Source organism: Thiothrix fructosivorans (assembly GCF_017349355.1).
Lineage (GTDB): Bacteria > Pseudomonadota > Gammaproteobacteria > Thiotrichales > Thiotrichaceae > Thiothrix > Thiothrix fructosivorans.
Map to the genome: position 1 here is coordinate 1,026,484 of NZ_JAFMPM010000008.1, position 19,343 is coordinate 1,045,826.

At 52.0% G+C, this 19,343-nt stretch carries 22 protein-coding genes and 1 pseudogene; 17 read left to right on the top strand and 6 right to left on the bottom strand.

From position 1 onward, the window contains the following. The first annotated feature begins 17 nt into the window (after positions 1-17). Complete coding sequence (locus tag J1836_RS19205) at positions 18-5,408, top strand: DUF7379 domain-containing protein (protein ID WP_207252724.1); 5,391 nt, start codon at positions 18-20, stop codon at positions 5,406-5,408. A 55-nt stretch (positions 5,409-5,463) separates the two neighbouring features. Beyond that, positions 5,464-5,826 (top strand): hypothetical protein, encoded by a 363-nt coding sequence (locus tag J1836_RS19210; RefSeq protein ID WP_207252726.1) that lies wholly within the window; start codon positions 5,464-5,466, stop codon positions 5,824-5,826. On the opposite strand, the gene J1836_RS19215 is transcribed toward J1836_RS19210, so the two are convergent. Then, a complete protein-coding gene (locus J1836_RS19215; protein ID WP_242632926.1) occupies positions 5,823-6,029 on the bottom strand; it encodes a hypothetical protein in 207 nt (68 codons plus the stop codon). The two genes, J1836_RS19210 and J1836_RS19215, sit on opposite strands and share 4 nt — an antisense overlap. Before the next feature lie 104 nt (positions 6,030-6,133). Between J1836_RS19215 and J1836_RS19220 the strand changes: the two genes are divergently transcribed. From J1836_RS19220 to J1836_RS19230, 3 genes are all read left to right on the top strand, one after another. Then, positions 6,134-6,403 (top strand): hypothetical protein, encoded by a 270-nt coding sequence (locus tag J1836_RS19220; protein WP_207252727.1) that lies wholly within the window; start codon positions 6,134-6,136, stop codon positions 6,401-6,403. Between the two features lie 107 nt (positions 6,404-6,510). Next, the gene (locus tag J1836_RS19225; protein ID WP_207252729.1) at positions 6,511-6,924 is read left to right on the top strand and encodes a hypothetical protein; all 414 of its coding nucleotides are present in this window, start codon (positions 6,511-6,513) and stop codon (positions 6,922-6,924) included. Further along, positions 6,921-7,133, top strand: coding sequence for a hypothetical protein (locus J1836_RS19230; RefSeq protein ID WP_207252730.1), 213 nt, complete (start codon positions 6,921-6,923; stop codon positions 7,131-7,133). The genes J1836_RS19225 and J1836_RS19230 overlap by 4 nt, the downstream gene beginning before the upstream one ends. 4 nt (positions 7,134-7,137) lie before the next feature. Here the strand turns inward: J1836_RS19230 and tnpC (J1836_RS19235) are convergent, their stop codons facing one another. After that, positions 7,138-8,715, bottom strand: a complete 1,578-nt coding sequence (gene tnpC / locus J1836_RS19235) for an IS66 family transposase (protein WP_242632653.1) — start codon at positions 8,713-8,715, stop codon at positions 7,138-7,140. 311 nt (positions 8,716-9,026) lie between these two features. Between tnpC (J1836_RS19235) and J1836_RS19240 the strand changes: the two genes are divergently transcribed. Together J1836_RS19240 and J1836_RS19245 are read left to right on the top strand one after the other, a co-directional pair. Then, complete coding sequence (locus tag J1836_RS19240) at positions 9,027-9,422, top strand: hypothetical protein (protein ID WP_207252732.1); 396 nt, start codon at positions 9,027-9,029, stop codon at positions 9,420-9,422. A 29-nt stretch (positions 9,423-9,451) separates the two neighbouring features. Continuing rightward, positions 9,452-9,808, top strand: coding sequence for a hypothetical protein (locus J1836_RS19245; protein WP_207252733.1), 357 nt, complete (start codon positions 9,452-9,454; stop codon positions 9,806-9,808). Positions 9,809-9,853: 45 nt separating this feature from the next. Here J1836_RS19245 and J1836_RS19250 read toward each other — a convergent pair whose 3' ends face one another. Both J1836_RS19250 and J1836_RS19255 read right to left on the bottom strand, forming a co-directional pair. Continuing rightward, on the bottom strand, positions 9,854-10,117 hold the full coding sequence (locus J1836_RS19250) for a HigA family addiction module antitoxin (protein WP_207252734.1): 264 nt from the start codon (positions 10,115-10,117) through the stop codon (positions 9,854-9,856). An 11-nt stretch (positions 10,118-10,128) separates the two neighbouring features. Then, the gene (locus tag J1836_RS19255; protein WP_372447687.1) at positions 10,129-10,275 is read right to left on the bottom strand and encodes a type II toxin-antitoxin system RelE/ParE family toxin; all 147 of its coding nucleotides are present in this window, start codon (positions 10,273-10,275) and stop codon (positions 10,129-10,131) included. A gap of 98 nt (positions 10,276-10,373) precedes the next feature. On the opposite strand from J1836_RS19255, the gene J1836_RS19260 reads away from it, so the two are divergent. Further along, positions 10,374-10,688, top strand: a complete 315-nt coding sequence (locus J1836_RS19260; RefSeq protein ID WP_207252736.1) for a hypothetical protein — start codon at positions 10,374-10,376, stop codon at positions 10,686-10,688. Between the two features lie 4 nt (positions 10,689-10,692). On the opposite strand, the gene tnpC (J1836_RS19265) is transcribed toward J1836_RS19260, so the two are convergent. Beyond that, complete coding sequence (gene tnpC, locus J1836_RS19265) at positions 10,693-12,270, bottom strand: IS66 family transposase (RefSeq protein WP_242632653.1); 1,578 nt, start codon at positions 12,268-12,270, stop codon at positions 10,693-10,695. A 27-nt stretch (positions 12,271-12,297) separates the two neighbouring features. Here tnpC (J1836_RS19265) and J1836_RS19270 point away from each other — a divergent pair, with 27 nt between their 5' ends. The 6 genes and pseudogenes from J1836_RS19270 (at position 12,298) to J1836_RS19295 (ending at position 15,479) form a co-directional block, all read left to right on the top strand. Next, complete coding sequence (locus tag J1836_RS19270) at positions 12,298-12,684, top strand: hypothetical protein (RefSeq protein ID WP_207252737.1); 387 nt, start codon at positions 12,298-12,300, stop codon at positions 12,682-12,684. 36 nt (positions 12,685-12,720) lie between these two features. After that, complete coding sequence (locus J1836_RS19275) at positions 12,721-13,194, top strand: hypothetical protein (RefSeq protein WP_207252738.1); 474 nt, start codon at positions 12,721-12,723, stop codon at positions 13,192-13,194. A gap of 57 nt (positions 13,195-13,251) precedes the next feature. After that, positions 13,252-13,539 (top strand): element excision factor XisH family protein, encoded by a 288-nt coding sequence (locus J1836_RS19280; RefSeq protein ID WP_207252739.1) that lies wholly within the window; start codon positions 13,252-13,254, stop codon positions 13,537-13,539. 137 nt (positions 13,540-13,676) lie between these two features. After that, positions 13,677-14,888, top strand: a complete 1,212-nt coding sequence (locus tag J1836_RS19285; RefSeq protein ID WP_207252740.1) for an RNA-guided endonuclease InsQ/TnpB family protein — start codon at positions 13,677-13,679, stop codon at positions 14,886-14,888. 52 nt (positions 14,889-14,940) lie between these two features. Beyond that, positions 14,941-15,141, top strand: a pseudogene (locus tag J1836_RS22030) (element excision factor XisH family protein); the annotation flags it as partial. Continuing rightward, positions 15,126-15,479 (top strand): XisI protein, encoded by a 354-nt coding sequence (locus J1836_RS19295; RefSeq protein ID WP_207252742.1) that lies wholly within the window; start codon positions 15,126-15,128, stop codon positions 15,477-15,479. The pseudogene J1836_RS22030 and the gene J1836_RS19295, both read left to right, overlap by 16 nt. A 9-nt stretch (positions 15,480-15,488) precedes the next feature. Here the strand turns inward: J1836_RS19295 and tsaD are convergent, their stop codons facing one another. After that, the gene (gene tsaD, locus J1836_RS19300) at positions 15,489-16,490 is read right to left on the bottom strand and encodes a tRNA (adenosine(37)-N6)-threonylcarbamoyltransferase complex transferase subunit TsaD (RefSeq protein WP_207252744.1); all 1,002 of its coding nucleotides are present in this window, start codon (positions 16,488-16,490) and stop codon (positions 15,489-15,491) included. Between the two features lie 55 nt (positions 16,491-16,545). Between tsaD and J1836_RS19305 the strand changes: the two genes are divergently transcribed. From J1836_RS19305 to J1836_RS19315, 3 genes are all read left to right on the top strand, one after another. Continuing rightward, positions 16,546-17,313 (top strand): sialate O-acetylesterase, encoded by a 768-nt coding sequence (locus tag J1836_RS19305; RefSeq protein ID WP_242632927.1) that lies wholly within the window; start codon positions 16,546-16,548, stop codon positions 17,311-17,313. Positions 17,314-17,415: 102 nt separating this feature from the next. Further along, positions 17,416-18,933: a fumarate hydratase gene (locus J1836_RS19310; protein ID WP_207252746.1), complete on the top strand. Its 1,518-nt coding sequence runs from the start codon at positions 17,416-17,418 to the stop codon at positions 18,931-18,933. A 66-nt stretch (positions 18,934-18,999) separates the two neighbouring features. Then, on the top strand, positions 19,000-19,338 hold the full coding sequence (locus J1836_RS19315) for a DUF1820 family protein (RefSeq protein ID WP_207252747.1): 339 nt from the start codon (positions 19,000-19,002) through the stop codon (positions 19,336-19,338). Positions 19,339-19,343: the final 5 nt, after the last annotated feature.

Consider the following 19,343-nt stretch of genomic DNA (forward strand, 5'->3'; position numbering starts at 1 on the left):
ATAATGCGGGGGAACGCATGGAATCGATCAAGATCAGTGGCAAGTTAACCGGGCAAGACTTTCCACACAACATCGCCAACGAATACGCCGACATCCTCAAAATCACCTGCCAGCAAGAAGTCACGCTGGAAGCGGTGCGCAGCGGCGGTAAAACCGTCGAACTCAAGGATGTTGCCGCCGAAACGCTCGTCGAACTCGAATTCGAGGGCGGTTTCAAACGCTGGATTCGTGCCAGCGACCTCAAAGCGCAAACCACCCAGCAAACCTCACGCTCTGCCAGCGCTGAATTCGTGCTGACACCCGCCAGCTTTGAGCAAAGCGGCAAGCGCGGTGCGGTGAGTCTTGTGCTGAAATGCTTACGCTTGTTACAAATTGATCCAGTGATGGATGCCAGCCAAGCGCTCGCCGATCTACTCATTGCCAAGCTGGAAACGCGCAAAATCGCCGCTCCGGGGCTGTACCGTTGTGCCAATCCCGACCAGCTCGTGTTGCAACCGATCACCCAATCCGGCGACATCGACGCCACCAAGCCGGTGCTGCTATTCCTGCATGGCACGTTTTCCGATACCGATGGCAGCTTTGGCGAATTGTGGGAATCGCGCCAAGGTTACAACGCGCCTGCGTGGTTGCAACGCCTGTTTACGCCGTATTGCCAGCAAGTGTTCGCACTGGAACACCACACGCTGACGGTCAGCCCAGTGCAGAATGCGCTGCAAGTCTTGCGTCTGTTGCCGCCGCATACGCGCTTGCACCTGATCAGCCATTCACGCGGTGGGTTGGTCGGGGAATTGCTCTGCCAAGGCGTGTTGAAACGCAAAACCCGTGAATCTGGCGACCAGTTTTTGGTGAGCGATGAAGTGTTTACCGATGCTGATCTTCAGATGTTTAGTGCGGCAGCGCGGCGCAGCGACTTTGAAGCCTTGCAGGAAATCGCTACCTTGCTGCAAGACAAGCAGATTCGCGTGGAACGCTTTGCGCGGGTCGCGTGTCCGGGGCGCGGCACGGTATTAGCGTCGGAACGGCTCGAAGATAACCTCTCGGTGATTTTCAATGTGTTGAGTTTTATCCCTGCGCCGCGCTTCCAACTGTTGGCGGAATTTGTGCGCATGGTGTTGATGGCGACTGCTCGCAAGCGCACCGACCCTGAAGAATTGCCGGGGATCGAGGCGATGATGCCCGGTTCGCCGTTGATTCGCTTGCTGAATCGCCCCGATGTGCAACTCGATTCCGACATCACTGTGATTGCGGGGACGATGAAAGCCTCCAGCCTGTTAGGGCATTTTAAAGAATGGGTGATGCAACGCTTTTTCGGCGAAGACAACGATTTCGTGGTGAATACGGCGGGCATGTACGGCGGGGCGCGGCGCTTGCAGGGGATGCGTTTTTATTTGGATCAAGGCGATGATAGCAGCCATTTTGGGTATTTTCGCAAGGGCGATGTGCGCGAACGCCTGATTAATTCGCTGACACATCCCGATAACGATTTGCGGCTGCGTCCGTTGTTGCCGGAAGCACCTGCACCACGTCCGGCGGCACGTTCGAGTCGGGCGCAGGAAAAAGCCAAAGCCAAGCGCAGCACGGTGTATTTCCTGCCCGGTTTTATGGGGTCAAAATTGCAAGCGAATGGCGTGGCGGTGTGGCTGGATATGTCAGCACTCGGCTGGGGCGATTTTTCGCGGTTGGACATCGACAGTGCAGGCGTGCAACCAGCGGGTGTGCTGGAAACGCCGTACCGTGCCTTGCTGGATATGCTTGATGACAGCCATACTTTGGTGGAATTTGATTACGATTGGCGACGTTCGTTTGCGGAAGCAGGGCGGCGGCTGGGCGATGCGCTCGAACAGGCATTGGATACCGCAAAAGCGGCGGGCAACAAATTGGTGCTGCGTTTATTGGCGCATTCCAGTGGCGGTTTGGTCGCCTTGGCGATGATGAGCGAAGCACCGAATGTGTGGCAGCGCTTGCGTGCGGAAGCCGATTGCCGCGTGGTGCTGTTGGGTACGCCCTTGCAAGGCACGTATGCAGCGGTGCAAATCCTGCTGGGGCAACACCGTTTGGTGAGCCTGTTGAACTTGCTGGATGGGCATCTGGATGAGGCGGAAAGCAAGCGGCTGGCAGCACAATTTGCACGTTATCCCGGTGTATTGGAGCTGTTGCCAGCGGCGTATTTGCAGGAAGCGCGTTGGCAAACCTTGCTGGGGGCGGATTTTGATACGTGGGGTGGGCGGGGTTTACTGGGCAGTGCTTTGCAGGTGCGTGAACAATTACGTGCGGTGGAGTTGGATACGCAACGCTTGATTTACCTGCATGGCAGAGCCGCGCTTACGCCGGATGAGGTCGGGGAAATCGACGGGCAATGGCGTTTTCATGCCAGTGGTGCAGGTGATGGCGTGACCTTGTGGATGAGTTTGCCGGAACAGTTGCCGACGTGGTTTATGCCGGTGGAACACGGGCGCATGGCGAGCCACAGCGAGTATTTTCAGACACTGCAATATTTGCTGGATGATGGCGTATCGCGTCAGTTGGAGCAAAAACCGCCTGCGATTGGTAAAGCAGCGGAGCAGTGGTTGCCGGAAATTCGCCGCGAATTGTTCCCCGATGAAGCGGAATTGCTGGCAGCAGCGTTGGGTTATCACACCAGCATGACGCAGGAAGAAGTGCGCCCACCTGTGGAGGTGTGCGTGGTGCATGGCAATCTGGAACAGGTCGCGCACCCCGTGGTGGTCGGACATTACGAAGGCGATTCCATTATCAGTGCCGAAGCCTTGCTGGATAAGTGTCTGGATGGGCGCATGAGCGAATTGCACCGCATGGGGCTGTATCCGGGTGAACAAGGCACGTCGCATGTGTTCCTGCAACCGGGCTGCAAACCGGGCGGGGCGGTGATTGTCGGGTTAGGCGAGGTCGGCAAGCTGACGGCGGGGGAACTTACCGCCAGTTTTACGCGGGCGATGATGGATTATGCCCTGAAAATCCGCGAGGTGTTGGAGCGCAACCCGACTAGCGACGTGATGGCGTTGCCGGTGGCGGAAGGCGAGGTGGTGCCGTTGCACGTTGCTACGTTGTTGATCGGTACGGTGGGCGGCGGCAGCGTGACGCTGGCGGATTCGATTACGGCGATTTTACGCGCCATTACTCACGCGAATCAGGCGTTGAACAAGAGTGAGCGCGGCTTGCGCTTGCGTTTGCAGACCGTGGAATTCATTGAGTTGTACGAAGATCGGGCGGTGGAAGCGGCGCGATTGGTGCAGGATTTTGTCTTGCTGCCGGAATTCCGCAGCGATTTTGCGGTGAAAAGTTTGATGCAGTGCTTGCCCGGTAAACGCCGTCGGGTGATGTACAACGATCCTCCAGGGTGGTGGCGACGTATCCAAGTGGAAGCCAGCGACAGCGGTTTGAAATACACCGCGCTGACCGATAAAGCGCGGGCGGAGCTGGTATTGCAGCCGACGCAACGTAAATTGGTCGATCAGTTTATTGCCAAGGCGATTGCTTCCAATGCGGATGACCCCGATACCGGCAAAATCCTGTTTGAATTACTGTTGCCAGCGGCGATGAAGGAACAAGCGCCGAGTGCGGAAAATCTGGTGATGGTGCTGGATAGTGCGTCGTCGGTGTATCCGTGGGAATTGCTTTACAACCGCTTGGATAATGAGTCGCAACCGTTGTCGGTACGTTTTGGCATGGTGCGCCAGTTGCAGGTGGCGCAATACCGCCAACGCGTGGTGAATCCGGTGGATCGTTCTGCGTTGGTGATTGGCGACCCGCCAGTGGGGGGCGAGTTCGTGCGCTTGCCCTCGGCGCGGCAAGAGGCGGAAACCGTGGCGAATTTGTTGGAAGCGGGCGGTTTCAGCACAGTGAGCCGCGAGATTGGCACTGACCCGCAATCCATTCTCAAGGCGTTGAATATTGCCGATTACCGCGTGCTGCATTTGGCGGGGCATGGGGTGTACCGCTATCGCCCCGACAAAGACAGTGAGCTGGAAGTGAGCGGCATGGTGCTGGGCGATGGTATTTTCCTGACGCCTGTGGAAATTGGGCAGATGCGCAAAGTACCGGAATTGGCGTTCATTAATTGTTGTCATCTGGCGCAAATGGATTTCATGGAGGCCGATGTGCAAGCCGCGCTGACCCAAGACCGCAGCAAGTTGGCAGCGAGTTTGGCAGAAGAATTAATTCGCATGGGTGTGAGAGCTATCATAGCGGCAGGCTGGGCGATTGATGATAATGCCGCCAAGGTGTTTGCGGAACAATGCTACAACGCGCTGTTACAGGGCTATCCCTTCGGGATGGCGGTATTAATGGCGCGGCGGGAAACGTGGCTGCAATACCCGCACAGTAATACGTGGGGGGCTTACCAGTGTTACGGCGACCCTGACTACAAATTGTTGAGCCGCCAACCGCATAATAGCGGCGAAGACAAAACGGTGGATAGCTGGCGTTTTGTGGCGGAAGTCGAAGTCGTGGCGGAATTGCAAAACCTGATCAATGCTGCCGATACCGCCAAGGCGGGGGATGTGGCGTGGTTGCAAGAACGTTTGCCGCAATTGCATCGGGCAATTCCGGCGGAATGGTTGGGTCATGCGGACATCTTGTACGCGCTGGGACGGGCTTACGGCAAGCTGGATATGTTTGCGCCTGCGTTGGATGCGTATGAGGCGGCGTTGGATTCGCCCCAAGCCGATTATCCGGTGGTGTTGCTGGAAGATAAGGTCAGCCTGCAAACTGCGTGGGCGTTGGCATGGGCGCAGGGCAGGGCGGATGCACCCGATCCGCATTTTGCGGCTTCCCCGGCGGAGATGATGGCGCAGAGTTTGAAAACCCTTGAATTGTTGGATGGTTTGGGCAATAGCCTGCAACGTTTCGAGGAGGTCGGCAAATTCTGGAAACGTCAGGCGATGCTGGTGACGGGCGAAGCGCGTGCCGATGCGTTGCGCGATATGGAGCAGGCGTATAAGCGTGCGCATGAATTCGCGTTGCAGGAAACGCATACGGTGGCGGGGTATCCGCTGATTAATTGGTTGACGTGCAAAGTGGTGCGCTATTTGCGCGGGCATGTGAAGCAGTTGGATCGGCAAGACTTGAAGCACTGGCTGGATCAGGCGCGGCAAGCGGTGGAGGTGACAGATAAGAGTCTCGCATCGTTTGGTTCGGGGGTGACGCGGGCGGAATACAGTTTGCTGCATTACCTGATCGGGGCGCGGCTGAATGAGGCAACGCAGGTGCAGAAAGTGGTGGGGGATTATGCGTTGGCGGTTGGGCGTGGGGCAGCGCCTCGGCACTTACGCTTTGTGACGGAGCACTTGGGTTTCTTGCGGGTGATGTTGGGCGAGTTTCAGGATAACAAGCCGCCATTGCAGCCAGTGGTCATGGCGATACTGACCATTGAGGAAAAATTAAATGTTTAAAAAATAGCCATTTCGGAGTGTCAGCGGTAACATATCCCCGAAATGCGAGGTGTTTATGTTAAAGACTACAACGAAAGCGACAGCAGTAAAGGGCTTACTGATGGCGGGGATGCTGTTGAGTGTGACGGCTTGTGGCACGGTGTCTGCGCCGTTGCCGTATGATTCTATTCGGTTGATTGCTAAACCGTTGGCGTTGCGTGCGGGCGATATGCAGTTGGAGCAACGTCAGTGTGTGAATAGTAATGTGCTGATGCGCGATTGCGAGATGGTGGCGCGGCGCGAATTTCGCCTTGATGAGAACGTGCGCGAGAATGTGTTCGATAACTTGTCGGATCGGTTGTTTGCGAATGGGCATTCCAACCATAAGACGCGCTGGCGGCTGAAGCGGGATCGGGTGGAATGGCAATACCGCTTTTAGGCGTGGGCGCTGGGTTGGATGAGCAGCATGAGTAAGCCTGCGAGCAGGTAATACGCGGAGAATTGGATGGTGAGCGCCTTTTTGAATTCGTCGGGAATGTATTCTTCCACGAAGGGGAAAAAGTGGCGGATGCTGCCAATGATCAGTGTGGTGATGCCAAACAGAACGAGTATGAAGCCGATGGCTGCTAGTAGATTCATCATGGTGGTGGTGCTGTTCCCTGTGTGTTTGGTGGGGGGATGGTAGCATTTTGGCAATAATTTTTACTTTTGTGAAGCTGAATAATGGGTTATTAGTTTAGGATACTATGAAATTTGAACATCTTGCAGGAAAAAGAGCATTAGGCATTGCTTATTCAAAAGATTATGCTGACTGGGCAGAATCTTTGCTGCACGAAGATATTGAATCTGAGAATGTTGCTATTCTTGCAAGTATTGGGCTTGAAAGAAACCCTGATTCTGAAGAAATTGAAGTATATTTTAAAAAATCACTAACTGATCTTAATTTGGTATTGCCATCAGAAGTAATTAGCTTAGCGTTTTACCGCCAAAGCTCCTTTGTCATCAAATTGTATTAGGTGATGTAGATCCTGAAAAAGGGTTGGGTATTCTAGAAGCTTGTTATTCAAAGTCCGGTTACAAGACTATTTATAGCATTTGGGAGGAGCTTGCTGAAGATCTCTGGATGGTGAATGATCGAGAGCATTGTATCTTTAATACCGGTTTGACGAAAGAGAATGCCAGCGACTATATCAAGAGTGTTGCAGCACAATTTATTGTTTTGCTGGAGTCTGAGTTGCCTGAAGACTTTTTTCATCTAAGTGCTTGCCCAGAATGTGGCTATATTGGTAAAAGTGAATATAAAGCAATCAACAATCCTTGGATGCCTGCAAAATTATTCAAATTTATTTATAAGCATAGTCAAACACAGATGGCAATTTGTCTGAAGTGTAAAAAACCGTTTCCAAAAAACATGAGCGATTATGAAGGGCGAGAGCAATATCTCAATAAAATAACTAATAAATTGTCTAATAATGGAGGTGGATTAAATGCCGCATCTTTACCAGATGCTCATGCAGAATTGGATGTTATCCTTTGATCATCAATCAGTTGCAAAAAACTAAGATTGAAGAAGAACTGCTTTTTATAAATAATAAACTAAAAGGCATGTCTTATTCAGAGCTGAAGTTACTTGATGGATTCCCCTTGGCTGATGAAAAAGAAATAGAGGGGAAAATATATGAATTTTCATCATGGTCAGAGCCAGCAATAAATGCAGAAGATGGTGTGCTAGCAGTCTTAACGTAATTGATCACATCCCCACCCCTTGCGGTAAAGCGGGCAGGGCAAAGCCAGCGCGGGCAGCGGTAATAACACTGGCAAGATAAGCCAAGGCAGACTGTCCACGTTTGCGGCAAGTACCGATGATGCTGGCCAGCATGGCAAACGCACGGCTCCCCGTAGCACTCTTTGTGCCATGGTTGGTTTTGCGCAGGATCACCCAATGGCGCAACGCCCGCTCAGCCTCATTATTGGTCAAGGGAAGCCACGGGTGGTCAAGGATTCGGAAAATGGCATCCCAATCATTGATGAACTCTTTCGCCAGTGCCGCCGTCTTGTCATGGGCAGATACGGCATGGATCAAGCATAATGCCCTGAATTCCAGGAGTTTTGCCTGATGGCGTTGACGGATCACGTCGGTTTGCGTCCCCACCGTGCCGCCTGCTGCCCGCCAAGCGTAAATGTCGTCCTGTAATACCCTCAGCCAAGCGAGGGTGAAGTTGCCAAACGTCCGCCCGTCTTTGTCCAGTGATTCTGCCAGCCCACGGGCTTTGCGGATCAGGTGCGCCCAGCAACGCAAGCGTTTGGGGTGGTGGCGGTAAGCGGCATAGCCATCACTCATCAGCCAGCCCCCAAAGTGGGGGCTAATCACGTTGTCGAGCATTTCAATGGTGCGCTGCCCTACGTAGAAACAAACGCTGAGGGTGGTGACGAATGTCCATAGCCACAGGGCTTCGCCACGCTCTTTCCAAGAGGTTTCATCAATATACAGCACCCCGCCGTCAGCGGTGGCTTCTGCCAACAGCCCTTCCACCAAGGCATCTTCCAATGGAGAAGCACTCGCGGCTGCTTCCTCAAAACATTGCTGCAACACCCCGACACTTAGGGGAATGCCCAACACCTCCCGCAACAGTTCTTGTGTGCCACGCAGTGACAAGCGTGAGCGCAGCCGTAGGTGGACAATAAGTGCCGCCAGATTGCCCCCAATCAGCCGCCACTCGCCCACATCAACCTCCGGGTATAACGGGTCGGGAGCTTGGCGATGCGGGATATGGCGGCTCACATGACCGCAGGTGCATACGCTATCGTGAAGGTGGTGGCGGGTGGTGATGACGGTCAGTCCGGGGTTCCCATCCGTGCCAAACTGGATGTCCACACTGTCATAGGCGGTATAAATACGGGAGACAGCCGCATCCAGGGACCTGCCACAGGCTTCACATCGGCTGGGGTAATGGTGTTCGTCTGCATTGATGGGCGGATGCCATACCCGACCATAACCCGGTGCGCCGGGTTGTTTACCCGCTTTGCGTTTGGCTGGTTGGGCTGGCTTTGTGCCCGCCACAGCTTCTGGTTCCGGGGTTGGCTTTCCTCTGGCTGCACCCACCCCTTCTGTTTCGGGCAAAGCCACCGTTTTGGGTGACGTTTCCCACGGGAAACCGCTGCTGGGTGGTTTGGAGGAGTTGTTGGAGTTTTGGTTGATCTGTTCCCGCGCTTCTTTCAGGTCATGCAACAACTTGGTCGACAGGTGCAGCAGTTCCTCCGGCGTGAGCTTGGCAAGGTACTGGCTGTTAAGCTGTTTGAGGCTGTGGTCTTTCAGTTGTTGGGTCATCGGGGGAGTGTCGCAAATTTAGTGCGTTTGGGTAAGGGGGGACTGTTCAGTTACGTCTTAACGGACGTTTGGAAAAAACATGTTATTGGTAGTGCTCGTTACATGAGGGGTTTTCTGCTAGATCACAGTGGTAACGTTGTCGATCTAACAGAATGTGAGCTTTGGGAGTATGATTAGCATATATTATATTGACTGACATCATTTTTTATGGGAAAATCACTCAACTAAATTAGTTAATGCGAATGCAGATACGTATTTTCGTATGAGGCTCATGATTTCAGTATTTATTAAATTCAAATGTTAATGCTCTGATGAAATATTCCTTCTTTATAATTTTTATGCTGATATTATCAGTAGCATACTTTTTTCTACCATCAAAAACATCGTCTATTGGTGAATTAGGAATGCAGTTTGAGTATATGGGGTGTGTTGGTGATTGGTCTGATGATCAATCAATTAAAACAATAATCACTAAAGAAGATACTCGAAATACATCGTTTTTAGTTCAAAATCCGGCAACCTGTGGTTTTGACTCAGCTAGTCAAGCTAGCTATAAAATTGAAGGTGATACCTTAATTCTTTCATATAAATATGATGAGCTGGATGGCGCTTTAGCTGCATGTATTTGTAAGTATCAATCACGTTTTACTTTTAAGGATAGTCCTGTAAATATCAATCATGTGGAATTTCATTCGCAAGGTTCTTAAGTAATATGGAGAAATAACTTAAAGTTTATATGAAGCTGACTAAACAAAATTATGCTGAAATAATTTCAGGGTTATCTCAAGAAGATAAAGTTTCGTTTTATGAATTTCTTTCTCATAATCTGACTGTATCTTGTAGGGTAATGTGGTCAAATGAAGCGATTTCAAAAGATGAGATTATTGATTCTATGAAATGGATTAATGAGATACTGCATAGAGTTACTGCAAAAATCAGAGTTGAACGTTTGAAGCAACACGAATGGAAGGAAGAGGATGTCATTAAAATGATCTTTGGGTGTGTCAATCAATGTCCTCAGATAAACTCCGAAGTAACATGGGCATTAAGAAAAAGTTTTGAAACTTTGTTGAAAGCTCAATCTCAAAAATAATTGAGAAAATCAATCGAGTCCGCCCCTTTGATTCCACTATTTAATTCATGCCGCCAATTTCTGACGAGCATGAAGTAGATCATAAGTCATCTGCATCCGCAACCAATGTTCAGCATTCGGTTTGCCAAAAACGTTCTCCAGCTTAATGGCGGTTTCTGCCGTAATCGGAGCGTAACCGTTGACGATGCTAGAGAGCGTTTTGCGACTAATACCGAGTTTTTCGGCTGTTGCGGTAATGCTCATATTTAATTCCTTGAGAATGTCTTCCCCAAGAATTTCACCCGGATGGGCTGGGTCATATATAGGCATGGTGTTTATCCTCAGTGGTAATCTTCATGGTCGATAAGTTCAATATCCTGTTCAGTGAATCGAAACGTGATACGCCAGTTGCCATTGACTTTGACCGACCATGTTCCTTGTCGATTGCCCTGCAAAGAGTGAAGTCGATAGCTGGGAATGTCCATCAAATTGATCTTCCTCAACGAAAATCTCGCAGAAATTCTTATACTTAAAAGCTGAAAGAGTCCATCATCATACACTTAGACGATTGACGTGGAGTTTGCTCATGGCTGAAGAACCCATCAAAAAGAAGGCGTGGTATGAAATAATTGCCATACTGACACCTTTCATTATTGGTATTTGCGTCACTGGGCTTGGCACGTATTTCACGCAAGTTTATAACTTCAGGCAGCTACAAATAAATCAACTCAATCTGCTCGATAAATTTAAAGACTCACTTCTTTCGGAAGATGCTGATAAGCGTACCTTTGCATACGAATCATTTGTTACGCTGGGTTATGAAAGTCTGGCAGTCAAAATGATTGTGATTAACAAGGATTCTGCGGGTCGTTCCGTCATTCAAGAAATAAAATCCACGTAATTGATCACATCCCCACCCCTTGCGGTAAAGCGGGCAGGGCAAAGCCAGCGCGGGCAGCGGTAATAACACTGGCAAGATAAGCCAAGGCAGACTGTCCACGTTTGCGGCAAGTACCGATGATGCTGGCCAGCATGGCAAACGCACGGCTCCCCGTAGCACTCTTTGTGCCATGGTTGGTTTTGCGCAGGATCACCCAATGGCGCAACGCCCGCTCAGCCTCATTATTGGTCAAGGGAAGCCACGGGTGGTCAAGGATTCGGAAAATGGCATCCCAATCATTGATGAACTCTTTCGCCAGTGCCGCCGTCTTGTCATGGGCAGATACGGCATGGATCAAGCATAATGCCCTGAATTCCAGGAGTTTTGCCTGATGGCGTTGACGGATCACGTCGGTTTGCGTCCCCACCGTGCCGCCTGCTGCCCGCCAAGCGTAAATGTCGTCCTGTAATACCCTCAGCCAAGCGAGGGTGAAGTTGCCAAACGTCCGCCCGTCTTTGTCCAGTGATTCTGCCAGCCCACGGGCTTTGCGGATCAGGTGCGCCCAGCAACGCAAGCGTTTGGGGTGGTGGCGGTAAGCGGCATAGCCATCACTCATCAGCCAGCCCCCAAAGTGGGGGCTAATCACGTTGTCGAGCATTTCAATGGTGCGCTGCCCTACGTAGAAACAAACGCTGAGGGTGGTGACGAATGTCCATAGCCACAGGGCTTCGCCACGCTCTTTCCAAGAGGTTTCATCAATATACAGCACCCCGCCGTCAGCGGTGGCTTCTGCCAACAGCCCTTCCACCAAGGCATCTTCCAATGGAGAAGCACTCGCGGCTGCTTCCTCAAAACATTGCTGCAACACCCCGACACTTAGGGGAATGCCCAACACCTCCCGCAACAGTTCTTGTGTGCCACGCAGTGACAAGCGTGAGCGCAGCCGTAGGTGGACAATAAGTGCCGCCAGATTGCCCCCAATCAGCCGCCACTCGCCCACATCAACCTCCGGGTATAACGGGTCGGGAGCTTGGCGATGCGGGATATGGCGGCTCACATGACCGCAGGTGCATACGCTATCGTGAAGGTGGTGGCGGGTGGTGATGACGGTCAGTCCGGGGTTCCCATCCGTGCCAAACTGGATGTCCACACTGTCATAGGCGGTATAAATACGGGAGACAGCCGCATCCAGGGACCTGCCACAGGCTTCACATCGGCTGGGGTAATGGTGTTCGTCTGCATTGATGGGCGGATGCCATACCCGACCATAACCCGGTGCGCCGGGTTGTTTACCCGCTTTGCGTTTGGCTGGTTGGGCTGGCTTTGTGCCCGCCACAGCTTCTGGTTCCGGGGTTGGCTTTCCTCTGGCTGCACCCACCCCTTCTGTTTCGGGCAAAGCCACCGTTTTGGGTGACGTTTCCCACGGGAAACCGCTGCTGGGTGGTTTGGAGGAGTTGTTGGAGTTTTGGTTGATCTGTTCCCGCGCTTCTTTCAGGTCATGCAACAACTTGGTCGACAGGTGCAGCAGTTCCTCCGGCGTGAGCTTGGCAAGGTACTGGCTGTTAAGCTGTTTGAGGCTGTGGTCTTTCAGTTGTTGGGTCATCGGGGGAGTGTCGCAAATTTAGTGCGTTTGGGTAAGGGGGGACTGTTCAGTTACAAATCCACTGGTACGGCAACAACCAAAGCCGAGGCATCAGCTATTCTTCCCACGCTTCCCGCACAGGTATACATTCAAATTGCATCGGAATCTCAACGCGTTAAAGCTAATGAGATCACAACCCAGTTGCAGCAAAAAGGTTTCGTCATGCCCGGAATAGAAAATATGGCGGGTAAGGGGGCGGATATGCCCAAAAATACCAACGTTCGCTATTTCAACGACGAAGATAAACAAACCGCAGAAGCTATCGTTGCTATACTCAAAGAAGCAGGCATAACCACCGCATACGCCTATCCCGTTTCAAAATATAAAGTCAAAGCAGGGGGTCTTGAAGTATGGTTTTCAGCCGATGTACATTAGTATTACACTCGTGTTCCACTGAATAGGTGAACCGCTATGCAAATCAACCTATTGTTCAATAAAGACGAATGGGGTCGCGCATCCCTTACAGGCACAATTGCTGTCAGTGAACCATGCCACACCTTGATTTACGCTACGTACAAGGGTGACGTTTGGTGGGCGAAAAGCGCAAGTGCCCTCAGCGAAATTTCATACAGTGCTCTCTATCACCACGTACATGATGGCGAGAAACGCCAAGTCATCGTGAATTGCGGCGTAACCCTTCAGAATTTTGTCATGCCATCCGGTTACGACCCGCTACATTCTTGCGTGGTCGACATTACCCTACTGACACCAAACACCCTGTATGCGTGTCGCGAGCATGAACTGGGCATTATTTTGCTTCCAAAAAGTGCAACAAAATCCATGCGGAATAAAATCTGGAAACTCAAAGATGTGTTAATGACTGATGCGTTGCTGCCCTTCAGCGATGAACTTTCGCATGGAAGAACAGGGCACAGAACAAAATAAACGTGTTCTGGTATACTCAGCCAATACTCGGTTCAGCAGAAATGTAAAGGATTGCGGATGTCAAAACGGGATAAGTACCATGAAACGGTGAAGCAAGCCCTCATGAGGGAAGGCTGGGCGATCACGCATGACCCGTATATGTTCAAAACTGACCCAAAACTCGCTACTGATCTAGGGGCAGAGCGTTTGCTTGCGGCTGAACGTGGCTATGAACGCATTGCTGTCGAGATCAAAAGTTTTTTACGCTCATCCCAAGTAGTTGATCAGGTTGCGCGGCAAACCTCGTCCTTCAGGGCGGGGAGGATAGCGCGGGTGGCGAAGCCGCCCTATGTTCGTAGTGTTTAGTGTGGTATTTGCTGCTGCGCGATGTACAGGCGAATGACTGAAGTGTACCGATCCTCCCATTCCGTTTATCGGCTGAAACCAGCATTTACGGTGGATTCAGGCACACGAAGTAGGGATTTTAGTCTACCCTCAACACCATGCAACGACTACAAGCCTTCAAATACGAACTGATGCCAGACGGCGGTCAACAGCACACCCTGCGCCGTTACGCGGGTTCGTGTCGGTTTGTTTACAACAAGGCGTTGGCGTTGCAACAAGCCAATCATGAAGCGGGTGAAAAGTTCATCGGTTATGTGGCAATGGCAAAACACCTGACCGCATGGCGCAATGGCACAGAAACGCCTTGGCTGAAAGATGCCCCTGTCCATCCCTTGCAGCACGCCTTAAAGGATTTGGAAAAAGCCTACAAAAATTTCTTTGCCAAGCGTGCGGATTTCCCCCGCTTCAAGCGCAAAGGCAGCGGCGACAGTTTCCGCTATCCCGACCCCAAACAAATTAAGCTCGATCAAGGTAATAGCCGTATTTTCCTGCCAAAACTGGGTTGGATACGCTACCGCAACAGCCGCGAGGTGCTGGGTGAGTTACGCAATGTCACGGTATCCGGTAAAAACGGCAAGTGGTACATCAGCATCCAAATCCAACGGGAAGTGGAACAACCAACGCCCACAGCTACATCCAGCATCGGCATCGACTTAGGCATTGCCCGTTTTGCCACGCTCTCGGATGGCAGCTATATTGCCCCGCTCAACAGCTTCAAAACCCAACAAGCCAAACTCGCCAAATACCAAAGGCGCATGGCGCATAAGCAGAAATTCAGCAACAACTGGAAAAAGGCGAAAGCCAAAGTTCAAAAACTCCACACACAAATCGCCAATACCCGCCGCGATTTCCTGCACAAAGCGACGACAACAATCAGCCAAAACCACGCGGTAGTGTTCGTCGAAGATTTGCAGGTAAGTAATATGAGCCGATCAGCGGTAGGCACGGCAGAAAATCCCGGCAAGAACGTGGCGGCAAAGTCTGGCTTAAACAAAGCCATTCTCGACCAAGGTTGGGGTGAATTTCGACGGCAACTCGACTATAAACTGGCGTGGAATGGCGGTATGTTGTTCGCCGTGCCACCGCATTACACCAGCCAAGAATGCCCCGAATGTCACCACATATCAGCGGATAACCGCCAAACGCAAGCTACGTTTGTGTGCGTGAAATGTCACTATGAAAATCACGCCGATCATGTCGGCGCGATCAATGTTAAAGAGCGGGGACACCGCTTGTTAGCCTGTGGAGATGCGGTATTAAGCCGCTCGATGAAGCAGGAACTCGCCGAAGTAAGTCAGCTATTTAGCTGAATGCAGTAGGAATCCCCTTCCTTTAGGGAGGGGAGGATGTCAATTAGAGGAAGCCATTGGGCAATACGCTCTATACCAGCTTTTTTTGCGCCAGAGTGACCCAGAACGCCAACTCTATTTGGCTGTTCCTCGCCATGCACTCGATAATATTCTGAGTCGTGAGGTTGGGCGTGTGGCAATAGAAGGGCTGAAGGTCAATGTGATTGTCTATTCTTTAGCGGAAGAGAAGCCACTTCAATGGAAACCCCAGTAGCTTTTTATCAACGTTGCATCAAGCAAGTGTTAAGCGAATATGGCACGTTGAAAACAGATGACTCTGAGACACAACTCATTTTTGACGATGAGCGGATGCACTATTTAGTCATGTGGTTAGGTTGGCGCGGTCATAAACGCATCCATGAATGTGCCATCCATATCGACATTGTAAAAGATCAAATCGTGATTCAGTGGAATGACACCGAGGAATTGTTGGATGAAACGCTGATGGATATGGGTGTTCCCAAAACAGCAATTTGCTTGGGTACAATTCCCCCAGAATTCCGTGACGCTCCGCTCATGGAGGACGCTCCTCAATATCAAGAGGCTGCTTGATGAATTCGGCTAAACCGCCGCCAATTCCGTCAACGCCCAACGCGGACGCGCATTAATCACCGCCGCTTCACTCGCGCCCGCCTGCAAGCGCAACGCACCCGCATACGCAATCATTGCGCCGTTATCGGTGCAAAACGCCAAACGCGGGAAATACACTTCTGCTTTCAACTCCGCCAGCCGCGCCCGCAAGCGTCGATTCGCACCCACGCCGCCCGCCACTACCAGCCGCTTACGCCCCGCCTGTTCCAACGCCCGCCGACATTTGATAAACAGCGTATCCACCACCGCCTCCTCAAACGCCCGCGCAATATCCGCCTTATCCTGCTCCGTCTGCCCAGACTTCTGCCACGTCGTCAGTGAAAACGTCTTCAAGCCGCTGAAGCTAAAATCACAGCCCGGTCGATCCACCATCGGGCGCGGAAATTTGTAAATCCCCTCACGTCCTTGTTCCGCGAGCTTCGCCAGCAAGGGGCCACCCGGATAATCCAAGCCCATCAGTTTGGCGGTCTTGTCAAACGCCTCGCCTGCCGCATCATCCACGCTTTCGCCCAGAATGTGGTATTCGCCAATACGCGGCACATCCACCAGCATGGTATGCCCGCCCGACACCAGCAATGCCACAAACGGCAATTCCGGCGGATTTTCTTCCAGCATCGGCGCGAGCAAATGCCCTTCCATGTGATGCACGCCCACTGCTGGGATATTCAAACCCCACGCCATCGACCGCGCAATCGAAGCCCCCGTCAGCAATGCCCCGATCAGCCCAGGCCCGGCGGTGTAGGCAATGCCATCAATATCCGCCATCGTCATGTTTGCATCCACCAACGCCTCGCGCAGCAACGGCAACACGCGCCGGATATGATCCCGCGATGCCAATTCCGGCACAACGCCGCCGTATTCCGCGTGCATCGCAATTTGGCTGAACAAGCGATGCGCCAACAAGCCTTTATCGGTGTCGTACAACGCCACGCCGGTTTCATCACAAGAGCTTTCAATTCCAAGTACGCGCATGAGGGTCTTCTGGTTAAATCAAGATGAACGGCAGTATATATGCTAAAGTTGCGCGATGACAAAACAAGGTATTGGAAACATGCGATTCTTCTGGATACCCTTGCTGGCGCTTTTGCTGTTGGCACAGACACCCGTTGTATGGGCAAAAGATCGGCTGATTTTACTCGCCGGACAATCCAACATGATGGGGCGCGGCAAGGTCAGCGAACTCCCCGCCACCTACAAAACCACCCCCGCCAATGTGAAATACTTCTACCAAGGGCGCGAACACCCGCTGGCAAAATTTGCGTGGTTTGGCCCCGAAGTTAGCTTTGCGCACGATGTCGCCCGTGCTTTCCCCCACGACACCATCATCATGGTCAAGCAAGCCGCCACGGGCAGCCTGATCCAGCAATGGCAACCGGGGCAGGCGCTTTACAAAGGCTTGTTGCGCCAAGTCGGTTTTGCCACTCCCAAAGACACGACTTTGCAGGCAGATGCAATTCTGTGGATGCAGGGTGAAAGTGATGCCCAAGAATCTATCGGGGTCGCCAAACAATACGGGCAACGTTTCGCTAATCTGGTGACACATTTGCGGCAAGATTTGGACTCGCCTAACAGTGCGTTCATTTACGGGCAGGTGAATCTGGATCACCCAGAACATGCGGAAGCTATCGCGTCGGTACGCAATCAGCAGCAAGCCGCACAACGTTCGGTATCTCGCGCCGTAATGGTTTCTACCGACGGGCTGGGTAAGCAGGATGATGGCATCCACTACAACGCACAAGGGCAAATGGAATTGGGCAAACGCTTTGCAAAAGCCTACATTCAACAGATGAAATAGCGCACGAAATAATGGTATTCACACGCATTTTCGCCTACGATTGTGCGCCACAACAAAAACAGTCTCCGCCCGCAGTTGATCAACCACCAAGGGAATAGAGCCATGACCATTATTAAGCAAGACGACGTAATCGCCAGTGTAGCGGATGCGCTGCAATTCATTTCGTATTACCACCCGCTCGACTTCATCGAAGCGATGCACCAAGCGTGGGAGCGTGAAGAATCCCCTGCCGCGAAGGATTCCATCGCGCAAATCCTCGTCAATTCGCGCATGTGTGCGGAAGGGCATCGCCCGATTTGCCAAGATACCGGCATTGTCACCGTGTTCGTCAAAGTCGGCATGAATGTGCAATGGGAAGGCGATCTGAGCCTGACTGATATGATCAATGAAGGTGTGCGCCGTGCGTACATGAACCCCGATAACGTGTTGCGTGCCTCCATCCTTGCCGATCCTGCCGGGGCGCGGAAAAACACCAAAGACAATACGCCTGCGGTCATCCATTACGAAATTGTCCCCGGCGATAAAGTGTCGTTTGATGTGGCAGCGAAAGGCGGCGGTTCTGAAAACAAATCCAAAATGGTCATGCTCAACCCCTCCGACAGCATTGTGGATTGGGTGCTGAAAACCGTGCCAGAAATGGGAGCAGGTTGGTGTCCACCGGGAATGCTCGGTATCGGCATTGGCGGCACGGCAGAAAAAGCGGCTGTCATGGCAAAAGAAGTGCTGATGGAATCCATCGACATTCAAGAACTGCAAGCGCGTGGTGCACAAAACCGTGTCGAAGAATTGCGTTTGGAACTCTACGAAAAGGTTAACAACCTCGGCTTAGGTGCACAAGGCTTGGGCGGCCTAACCACGGTGCTGGATGTCAAAATCAAAGACTTCCCGACCCACGCAGCCTCTTTGCCTGTGTGCATGATCCCCAACTGTGCAGCCACCCGCCACACCCATTTCGTGCTGGATGGTTCGGGCGCAGCGCTGCAAACTCCACCAGACTTATCCAACTGGCCGCAAATCTCGCTGGAAGGCGGTGCATCAGCCACCCGCGTCAACCTCGATACTATCACCCCAGAACAAGTGCGTAACCTGAAACCGGGCGAAACCGTCTTGCTGTCGGGCAAAATGCTGACAGGGCGCGATGCGGCCCACAAGCGCATGATCGACATGCTCAACAAAGGCGAACAATTACCTGTCGATTTGAAAGGACGCTTCATTTATTATGTCGGCCCAGTTGATCCGGTACGTGATGAAGTGGTGGGTCCCGCTGGTCCTACCACGTCCACCCGTATGGATAAATTCACCCGTCAAATCCTGCAACAAACCGGCTTGTTGGGCATGATCGGTAAATCCGAACGCGGCCCGATTGCGATTGAAGCGATCAAGGAATTCGGTGCGGTGTATCTGATGGCAGTCGGTGGAGCGGCATATTTGGTTTCCAAAGCGATTACTGGCGCGAAAGTACTGGCGTTCCCCGAACTCGGCATGGAAGCGATTTACGAATTCGAGGTCAAGGATATGCCAGTCACGGTTGCAGTGGATAGCAATGGCGAATCGGTGCATAACACCGGCCCTGCGAAGTGGAAGCAAATCATCGATGCGCGAATGTTAGCGGGAAAGTGACTTCCCACCGGTTTTCTGCTACAACTAAGCCCATTTTCCCCACTATTATTCCTTGAGGCACAACCGTTGAGCAGCGACCGCAGCATCTACCGCATTTCTTTCGTCAACCAAGACAAGATTTACGAAATCTTTGCCCGTCAGGTCTACGAGTCAGACCTGTACGGCTTTGTCGTGGTGGAAGAAATCGTCTTCGGTACGCAAAGCAGCGTGGTGATTGACCCCGCTGAAGAGCGCCTCAAAACTGAGTTTGAATCCGTCAAACGCAGCTTTATCCCCATCCATTCCGTGATCCGTATCGACGAGGTGGAACACACCGGTGTCAGCAAAATTCTGGCGATGGACGGTTCGGGCGCAGCAGGCAATGTCAGCCCATTCGCACGTCCTGCGGGCAAGAAAAAAGACTAAAGTTT